The sequence below is a fragment of the Cecembia sp. genome (assembly GCF_007126775.1).
Lineage (GTDB): Bacteria > Bacteroidota > Bacteroidia > Cytophagales > Cyclobacteriaceae > Cecembia.
In genome coordinates this window covers 1-7,260 of sequence record NZ_SLAP01000047.1, presented here as the reverse complement: position 1 = coordinate 7,260, position 7,260 = coordinate 1, and the positions used below count along the sequence as shown (strand labels likewise).

The window sequence follows — 7,260 nt, the reverse complement described above, 5'->3', positions numbered from 1 at the left end:
TTCTAAAAACCTGTCCATTGGAAGCCGTAATGTATCCTGTATCTGATTGCACGAAAAACAAACTCTTCAAGTCGGCATTTGTGCTTATATTCTGCTGTACCCAAGTTTCGCCGGAGTTGTTTGAGCGGTACACTCCTCCATTATCTGCTACGATATAAATCCTCTGCTCGCTGAGGTATTTGACCTTATTCAATTTAATGTCTGAGCCTATATTTGACAATTGCCAAGTAGTCCCACCATTGAAAGTACTGAAAATATGTCCGTTCTCACCGACCATAATCCCTATGGTTTCATTAAAAAAGTCAACATCCCACATTTTGGCTTTGATGGGACTGCCCTGTTCCACCCAACTTAATCCACCATCAATACTTTTTAAAATAATCTGATCACCGGATATATAGCCTACTTCTTCGTTGACCCAGACTATTCCGGTATATTGATTGCCCCAACCTCCCTGCCTTCTCCAGGTTTGTGCTTGTGTTAGAGAGAAAAAAAATAACAGTAAAAATAAAAGGTAGAATTGTTTCCTCATTGGTTTTCAATAAAGTATATCACACAAAAATAGGATAAATCCTGAAAAATTAAATACTTTAAGATTGCTTAATCGCATGCTATGCGAAAGAATTAAGAGATGCATTTTACAAACAGCATTAATTGTTTCTGAAAATCACATTTATATCCTATTTTTAAGTATTAATATAGACTGGATCATGGGAAAAAATATATATTTCTTCATTTTAATTTTTGTTTTAGCTTCATGTGGTACCAATGAAAGGGTAAGTAAGGAAGTTTTTGATGAGGTAAATAAAAGCATGGAAGTGAAGAAAGTCAACGAAGCTGATGTGCTTAAGTTGGCTTTGGAATGGGGAGAGGAGATTTCGCAGGACGCCCAGGCGCAATTGATTTCAGCCTTACAAAAGGCCATTTCGGACCACGGAATTTCAGGCGCAATTGAGTTTTGTAATTTGGAAGCATTGCCCATTTTGAATGAAGTTGGGGAAAAATACAATGTGACAATTAGAAGGGCTTCCAATGCCTATAGAAATCCCGAAGATAAACCCAAAGATTACGAGGAGATGATATTGGAAGCTTTTGAATACAATGCAGAAAATAGTCTTCCTACTGAGGCCAATATTCAAAAGCTGGAAAATGGTGAAGTTTTGCTTTTTGCCAAAGCAATTAAAATCCCTAATGCCATGTGTCTTAGCTGTCACGGTAATCCTGATTCTGAGATCAATACAGAAACTATGAATAAGTTGAGTGAACTGTATCCTGATGACAAAGCAACAGGACATGAACTAGGAGATTTAAGAGGGATGTGGAGCATTAGAATACCCAAAAAAGAGATTATCAAACGAATGTGATACTTACTCGCCAATGAAGTATGTTATATTGATAGGCTTTTTAGCGCTTGTTTATCTGAGAAATGAAGCCAATGCCTTTGCGGAAATAAAAAGGACCTCAGCCATTACTATAAAAGAGATTCCTGAGAATTGGAGCTCCTCAGATTTTATTAGCCTTCATTTCAAATTTAATACAAGCCCCTCCTTAATTTATATGAGGCATAAAGTTCCCTCCTTTTTAGAAAAGCAATTTATTTTTTTGTCATCTGCTCTTCCACATAGCGATCGAATTGACATTCCATATAAAAGTAAATTGCAAGAGCATTGCCAACTGAATTCCTTAGGAGCTATTCATGGGATAGGAGTAGAAGTGGTAAGGTTAGGGTTGAATATTCAGACAAGATCTTATTCTCAGATCAAAGCCGCACTGGAGGAAGTCGACGTTCTTATTGGAGGGGATCTTTTTTAGTGAAGTATAATGAAGACCTATCACTGAGCATTCAATTAAATTTTCCGTTTTTTCTGAATTTGTTTTAAATTTATTTTTTATACAAATTAAAGCAAATTGTAAATCATGCGGATTTCACCATTTATTGCATTTTATGCTGTTGTTCTTTTGGGACTGTTTTCATATCAGGCCAGACAAGGCCTGAACAATGATTTTGTGCCCTATACCCAAATCATCCCTGATACCAACCAATCCTTTGATTTGGTCCCAATACCGGGGGGAATGTTTGAAATGGGTGGGGGTGGTTTGGAAGATGAACAACCCAATCATGAGGTAGAGATTTCGCCATTTTGGATGGGGACTCATGAGATAACCTGGGATGTTTTTGAGCTTTTTTTGGATAAAAATTTTGAAGAGGCAATTGCCGAAAAGCCGCTGCCTGTTCAAGTGGATGGGCTGAGTAGACCAAGTATTCCTTACTTGGACATGACTTTTGGAATGGGTAAAGAAAATATGCCGGCTATAGGAATGACCCAATACGGCGCTTTACAGTTTTGTAGATGGCTTTACTTAAAGACTGGAGTTTTTTATCGCCTGCCAACAGAGGCAGAATGGGAATATGCAGCTAAGGCGGGTGCAAAAGGAAAATATTTTTTTGGTGAAGATGAGACCAAGCTTGATGATTACGCATGGTATGCTGCCAATGCCGATGGCAGTACTCATCCTGTAGGTCAGAAACTTCCAAACCCTTGGGGTTTGTACGATATTCTCGGAAATGTTATGGAATGGACTGCGGACCAATATCTACCAGATGCTTATCAAAATAGACAATCCAAACGGATCAAAGATCCAATTGTTCCGATAAAAACGCTCTACCCAGGTGTAGTAAGAGGAGGACATTATAAAAGTGAAGCGGAGGATTTAAGGTCAAGTAGGCGCTTTTATTCCAAGCCAGATTGGAAGCGCATTGACCCTCAAATCCCCAAAAGTCAATGGTGGTTTCCTGAAGCACCATTTTTGGGCCTGCGTGTTGTACGTCCATTACATTCTCCCAGTCAGGAGGAAATTATGGCTTACTATGACATAGCCCCTATTCCTGATTATTAAAACAGTTTTCCATATATTGCATAAAATGGAATAGGTTCGTTTATTACATAACCGGATTTAAAAAGTATTTACTAATAACCAATTAACCATAAACCTATGAAAAACCTAAATAAGAACCCAAGAAGGGATTTTCTCAAGACCTCTGCATTGGTCACTGGAGGATTGATGATTCAGCCTTTCAGTATTCCCGGTGCTTATGCTGCTGGATCGGATCAAATCAAATTGGCGGTTATCGGCTGTGGAGGCCGGGGAACAGGTGCTGTTTTCCAAGCATTTGATACTGGTCATAATATCAAACTGGTTGCAATGGCAGATGCTTTTCGTGACAGAATAGACAAAAGTTATGAACCTATACTAAATAAATATGGAAAAGAAAAAGTAGATGTTCCCGAGGAAAGAAAATTCGTTGGTTTTGATGGGTATAAGGAGGCGATCAAAATGGCTGACGTCGTGATATTGGCTGCGCCTCCTGGTTTTAGGCCTTCTCATTTTGAGGAAGCGGTTAATCAGGGTAAGCAAATTTTTATGGAAAAGCCCGTAGCTACAGATGCTGTGGGTATCAGAAAGGTCTTGGCTGCAGCAGAGGAAGCAAAAAGAAAAAAACTAAATGTGGTAGTTGGGCTGCAAAGACATTATCAGGACAATTATAGAGAGACTATCAAAAGAATACATGATGGCGCGGTAGGAGATATCATTGGTGGACAAGTATATTGGAACGATGGAGGAGTTTGGGTGAATGCAAGACAACCAGGACAAACGGAAATGGAATACCAAATGCGGAATTGGTATTATTTCAATTGGCTTTGTGGGGACCATATCGTTGAGCAACATGTACACAATCTGGATGTAGCCAATTGGGTAAAAAACAGCTATCCTGTAAAGGCCTATGGGACAGGAGGAAGACAGGTGAGAAGGGGTAAGGACCATGGAGAAATATTCGATCACCATTCCATTACATTTACTTACGATGATGGTACAGTTATATTTAGTGAATGCCGTCATTTTCCCGGGGCCACCAATAGGGTGGATGAAAGGTTCCAAGGTACCAAAGGGAATGTTTATCTCAGTGCTGGCAACCATGGTGTTTTGACAGCATGGGGAGGTGGTGAATTATATAATCATGATAGGGAAAATAATCCCAACCCATATCAAGTGGAGCATGACGAACTATTTGATGCCATTGTCAAAGGAGAATTTAAATTTGCCGATGCCGAAAATGCGGCCAGAAGTACGATGACTGCAATTTTGGGAAGATATGCTACTTATTCCGGGAAAGAAATCACGATGGAAGAAGCAATCAATTCCAATATAGATCTCATGCCATCAGCTTTGACCTGGGATGCCATGCCTAAAGTTCTCCCAAATGAAGATGGTTATTATCCCTATGCTGTTCCCGGAAAAACCAAGGTGATTTAATCATGGAAAGAAGACATTTTATCAAAAATATGAGCTTGGGTGCTGCAATGGCAGTAACGGCTGTTGGAGATAGTTTTGCAGGGATTGGAAAAGAGGATAAAACCAATCCAACATTCAATATGGATTACGCTCCACATTTCGGTATGTTCAAGTCCCATGCTGGAGATGACCTAGTAGACCAGTTGAAATTTATGGCGGACCAAGGTTTTCGTTCTTTGGAAGATAATGGTCTCTTAGGCAGGTCAGTGGAAGCGCAGGAATTAATAGGAAAGACCTTGGAGCAGCTTGGAATGCGCATGGGAGTTTTCGTAGTCGATGGTGGAGATAATTGGAAGATTTCGCTGACTACTGGAAAGCAGGAGTTCATTGATAATTTTGTAAATACCTGTAAAAGATCAGTAGAAGCAGCAAAAAGAGTGAATGCTACCTGGGCGACTGTGGTCCCTGGGTTTTTTGAAAGAAGGCTTCCAATCGGTATTCAGACGGGTAATGTGATCGAAGCCTTGAAAAGAGGTGCGGAGGTTTTTGAACCCCATGGTTTGGTCATGGTTTTAGAGCCCCTTAGCGATACTCCGGAATTGTTCTTAAGGCATTCAGATCAGAGCTATGCCATTTGTAAAGCAGTGGATAGTCCTGCCTGTAAAATCCTTTATGACATTTATCATATGCAACGAAATGAAGGTAATTTGATTCCTTTGATGGATGCATGTTGGGACGAAATAGCTTACATTCAAATAGGTGATAACCCTGGAAGAAAAGAACCCGGTACCGGTGAGATCAATTACAGGAATGTATTCAAGCATATCCATAGCAAAGGTTACCAAGGGATTTTGGGAATGGAACATGGAAATGCTGGTCCGGGCAGGGAAGGTGAGGCAAATTTGATTGCTGCGTATAGAAAAGTTGATCAGTTTATGTGATGAAGTCCGCAATAATAATCTCCTTATTGCTCTTATGTACATTGGTTTCCTGTGATTCAAAAAACAAGGAGCAAGATAAGCCTATCCCTTTGGGTTGGGAATTATTGGAAACGCCAACCCAAGCTTCTTTAAGGGGTTTATCTCCCTTGACTGAAACCATGGCTTGGGCATCTGGATCCAACGGAACTTGGTTAAGGACACTTGATGGTGGGGAGACTTGGGATTATGGTGTGATTGATGGGCGTGATTCGGTAGATTTTAGGGACATTGAAGCATTTGATGCCGCAACCGCAGTGGCAATATCTGCCGGGCAACCAGCATTGGTCTATAGGACGGAAGATGGGGGGAAAAACTGGGAGATGGTTCACAAGGGAGATGAATCAGATTTCTATGATGGCATGACTTTTTATAGGGGCCGTGGTTATATCATCGGAGATGAGATTGATGGTAAATGGAAAATTTTGGTATCGCGGGATGTTGGTAAATCTTGGAGTGAATTGGAATCAAGCCCCAAAGCCTTGCCAGGCAGTGGATCCTTTGCTGCCAGTGGTTCAGGGATATTGGCTTATGGGGATCATGTATGGTTTGCAAGTGGAGGAAATATTAGCAGTATATTTCATTCTAGGGATAGGGGAGTTAATTGGGAAGAAGTACCAACTCCAATTTTGCAAGGAGAACCTGCCCAGGGTATTTTCTCATTGACAAGGATAGACCAAAACATTTTATTTGCAGTGGGAGGAGATTATTTGCAACCGGAACTTGCTGATAAAAATGCCATTATTTCCTCTAACTTGGGTAGTGATTGGTCTTTGATTGCAGGGAGTTTCCCTTCTGGTTATCGTTCTGGTGTTTGTTACTTCCCTTTACAGCATTGGTTGATCAGTGTAGGTCCCAATGGATCGGATTTCTCATTAAATTCAGGTCAGGATTGGGAGCGTTTCTCAGATGAGGCGTTACATGGAGTTTCTGTAGATAAGTCTCAGACGAGTGTATGGGCTTCTGGTCCAAATGGAAAAATTGCTAAGCTTTCATTTTAAAAATAAAATGCCCCCTTAGTTTGGCAATTGAATTTTTTTTGAAAGATGCGATTTACAAGCCATTCTTGTATTATCTTTATTAATTAATCGGTATCCTACAGATTTAGGCATATTGAATCAAGATTTAAAGTTATTGATATGTTTGATATAATTCCATCCATTTGGTTGATCAACGGTAAGTGTGTCCGTTTGAAAAGAGGTGACTTTACTACTCAGGAAGTAATTTCTAACAATCCACTGGAAATTGCCCAGCCTTTTGAGGAGCACGGGATAAGGTGGCTTCATTTGGTTGACCTTGACGGGGCAAGAAGAGGTGAACCAAAAAATTACCATATTCTGGAGGCAATATCCGGTTATACTAGTTTGAAGGTTGATTATTCAGGAGGAGTTTCCACGGATGGAGATGTCCTCAAATCTCTCGAGTATGGAGCCTATTCCATTACTGCCGCCTCTGTAGCAGCCTCCTATCCAGAAAGATTTTCTCAATGGATCATGTCTTATGGGAGAGAAAAAATTTTCCTTGCCGCCGATACTAATCCTGTTGACCATAAAATCAAGGTTAGAGGCTGGACCAAAAAAACCGAAATTGATCTGTTTGACCATATTCAGTTTTTTTATGAAAGGGGATTGAAATACCTGAAATGTTCAGATGTTACAAGAGATGGGGTTATGGAAGGACCTAATTTTGATCTTTATAAAGAGATCGTAGAGAAATTCCCTGGTATTCGTGTGGCAGCAAGTGGTGGCGTGAGAAGCATTGATGATTTCAAAAAGCTAAAGGATATTGGGGTGACTGCCGTAGTATTTGGACGGGCCTACTTTGAAGGTAAAATAACGCTAAAAGATTTGGACCAATTCATGGCTGAACATGGCAATTAATAAAAAAGCCACCACACAGGTGGCTTTTTTATTAATACTTAATTTTGTATACATTTAAATCCGGAATATTAGATTTTTCCCTTTTCAATTCCAATTCATAAAGGTATTCC

The 7,260-nt window shown here is 40.1% G+C and carries 7 protein-coding genes and 1 pseudogene; 7 read left to right on the top strand and 1 reads right to left on the bottom strand.

Annotated features, from left to right (window positions below; translation table 11 throughout):
• A pseudogene (locus QZT73_RS03225) lies at positions 1 to 532 on the bottom strand (photosystem I reaction center subunit IV); the annotation flags it as partial.
• 178 nt (positions 533 to 710) lie between these two features.
• Here QZT73_RS03225 and QZT73_RS03220 point away from each other — a divergent pair.
• The 7 genes from QZT73_RS03220 to QZT73_RS03190 all read left to right on the top strand — a co-directional run bounded on the left by QZT73_RS03220 (position 711) and on the right by QZT73_RS03190 (position 7,150).
• Positions 711 to 1,364 (top strand): DUF3365 domain-containing protein, encoded by a 654-nt coding sequence (locus tag QZT73_RS03220; protein WP_291784179.1) that lies wholly within the window; start codon positions 711 to 713, stop codon positions 1,362 to 1,364.
• Positions 1,365 to 1,377: 13 nt separating this feature from the next.
• A complete protein-coding gene (locus tag QZT73_RS03215) occupies positions 1,378 to 1,812 on the top strand; it encodes a hypothetical protein (RefSeq protein WP_291784181.1) in 435 nt (144 codons plus the stop codon).
• Between the two features lie 105 nt (positions 1,813 to 1,917).
• Positions 1,918 to 2,898, top strand: a complete 981-nt coding sequence (locus tag QZT73_RS03210; protein ID WP_291786594.1) for a formylglycine-generating enzyme family protein — start codon at positions 1,918 to 1,920, stop codon at positions 2,896 to 2,898.
• Between the two features lie 96 nt (positions 2,899 to 2,994).
• On the top strand, positions 2,995 to 4,314 hold the full coding sequence (locus QZT73_RS03205; protein ID WP_291786592.1) for a Gfo/Idh/MocA family oxidoreductase: 1,320 nt from the start codon (positions 2,995 to 2,997) through the stop codon (positions 4,312 to 4,314).
• Positions 4,315 to 4,316: 2 nt separating this feature from the next.
• Positions 4,317 to 5,234 carry a TIM barrel protein gene (locus tag QZT73_RS03200; RefSeq protein WP_291781050.1) on the top strand — a complete coding sequence of 306 codons (918 nt, stop codon included), beginning with the start codon at positions 4,317 to 4,319 and terminating at the stop codon, positions 5,232 to 5,234.
• Entirely contained in the window at positions 5,234 to 6,271 is a 1,038-nt protein-coding gene (locus QZT73_RS03195; protein WP_291781047.1) for a YCF48-related protein, read from the top strand. Before QZT73_RS03200 ends, QZT73_RS03195 begins: the two co-directional genes overlap by 1 nt.
• 138 nt (positions 6,272 to 6,409) lie before the next feature.
• A complete protein-coding gene (locus QZT73_RS03190) occupies positions 6,410 to 7,150 on the top strand; it encodes a 1-(5-phosphoribosyl)-5-[(5-phosphoribosylamino)methylideneamino] imidazole-4-carboxamide isomerase (RefSeq protein WP_291781044.1) in 741 nt (246 codons plus the stop codon).
• Positions 7,151 to 7,260: the final 110 nt, after the last annotated feature.